We start from the raw sequence: 1,702 nt of genomic DNA on the forward strand, positions 1-1,702 counted from the left end.
CCCAAGCCCTCAGCGTCACCGAACGTCAGCTGCATGGATGAATCCTCTACATAAGGCGATAGTGTCGCGCATCTGCGGTGAGTTGATCAGACCTTCCTTAGGCCAACACCAAACATCCTCGGGGTATGCAGATGAAAACTTCCGATTCACTCGTAAGCATTCTTGCCCCTGTCGGTAAAGTCTGGAAGGCTTTGACCGTGCCTGAGCTAGTCAAGCAATGGCAGTACGGCTCTGATCTCCTGACCACCTGGGAAGTGGGGACCCCAATTGTTTTTCGGAACGAATGGAACGGGCAAGTCCTTGAGCAGAAAGGCACAGTTCTTGAGTTCTTGCCGGAGTCGCGCCTTAAGTACTCACTTTTTTTCCCGCGCCCCGATCTACAAGACATTCCAGAGCACTATTTCTTCATGACCTATGTGCTGACCGAGAGTGACGGAAGCAGCTCTTTGCTTGTGCGTCAGGAAGACCCTCGCCCTTCCCCGCCAAGTAAGTCGTCAGGCGAAGATGCTGGACCTGACGTATTTTCGTATTTGAAAGAATTGGTTGAAGTCAAAATGCCGTGATCGTAGGTTGGCCTGACAATTCATTCGAGCCAAATTTGCTTCGCAACCTGGATTAAGTAAGGCATTAGGCGGATGAGCAGAGACAGTGGCAACAGAGACTTTTTAGGAAAACTATCAGCTTGTTACATCGCCCCCATGCCGCTCTGTTACGATCAATGGCCGTACTGTTCGCTTAGAGATCTATCGGACCCAACACCGACTGGACTGTTGAGTTGTTGATGAGTTCAATAACCTCACCATCTGGGATGACCTATTCGAAACGGACCAGGCCGCACTCGACGAGGCATTGCGCGCCATTCGGATGAGGGCATTGACTCACTCATTGGTCCACCCAGCGGCGTCCATTAATCGGTCGGCCGCCTGATGGCTCATTCAAGCCGACGCCGCTTCACAGCGCGGCTTAATTCAAGAGTTGGCATATCATGGCGCGCACCCCTGTGATTCGAATTAACCTTGAAAACGTGACATCCGCGGCGGAACTGCACGCTCTTCTCATGGAGTCACTCGACTTCCCTGGCTGGTATGGACGCAATTGGGATGCGTTTTGGTACGCCATCACCGGTCTAGTAGAGATGCCAGAGCAACTAGTCCTAGATGGCTGGCAGCAATTTTCTCAGCGTATGCCTGCAGATGCACAACTCATATGCAAGTGCCTCGAGGACCTGTCCGAGATGTATCCTCGTCTTTCGTCAACGGTCGTGTATGCCTAACACCTCGCTCAAGGCGGACACGTTGCCGCGCGCTACTTAACACCATTGCTAGCGCCCATGGAAAAAGTTGTCAGGTTCCCAAAGTTCAGTAAAGCATTGGCCGGCCTCTCATTGACGATCGCGGCTTGGAAGCTCGTCACTCTCGTTCCCTTTCGAATCGGCTTCGAGCTGAGATATCTGATGTCTCCTAGTGTGCTCTACAGCTTCGCCTTCGACGTAGTGTTAGCGGTAGGCGCCGTCCTGCTCTGGCGCGGCCGACCGGCAAGCCGGTGGCTCTTTGCCGCGCAGGCGACGATGACCACGATCGGATGGTTCTCAATCGGCGGTTTGCGTTGCTTGCCCTTCATCTTTATGTATCTCAAGGGCACCGACGATCCCGCAGCGCAGGCAGCAATCGGCTATATGGCCCGGTAATCCCCCCACTTTTAG

At 53.4% G+C, this 1,702-nt stretch carries 3 protein-coding genes; all 3 read left to right on the forward strand.

What is annotated here, in order from left to right; genetic code table 11:
* The first annotated feature begins 131 nt into the window (after nt 1-131).
* The 3 genes from J7367_RS21875 to J7367_RS21885 all read left to right on the forward strand — a co-directional run bounded on the left by J7367_RS21875 (nt 132) and on the right by J7367_RS21885 (nt 1,687).
* Entirely contained in the window at nt 132-563 is a 432-nt protein-coding gene (locus tag J7367_RS21875; protein ID WP_057664107.1) for an SRPBCC family protein, read from the forward strand.
* A gap of 422 nt (nt 564-985) precedes the next feature.
* Nucleotides 986-1,273, forward strand: a complete 288-nt coding sequence (locus J7367_RS21880; protein WP_057664101.1) for a barstar family protein — start codon at nt 986-988, stop codon at nt 1,271-1,273.
* Between the two features lie 57 nt (nt 1,274-1,330).
* On the forward strand, nt 1,331-1,687 hold the full coding sequence (locus J7367_RS21885) for a hypothetical protein (protein WP_057664104.1): 357 nt from the start codon (nt 1,331-1,333) through the stop codon (nt 1,685-1,687).
* Nucleotides 1,688-1,702: the final 15 nt, after the last annotated feature.

The organism is Xanthomonas sp. D-36-1 (assembly GCF_017746155.1).
GTDB lineage: Bacteria > Pseudomonadota > Gammaproteobacteria > Xanthomonadales > Xanthomonadaceae > Xanthomonas > Xanthomonas cissicola.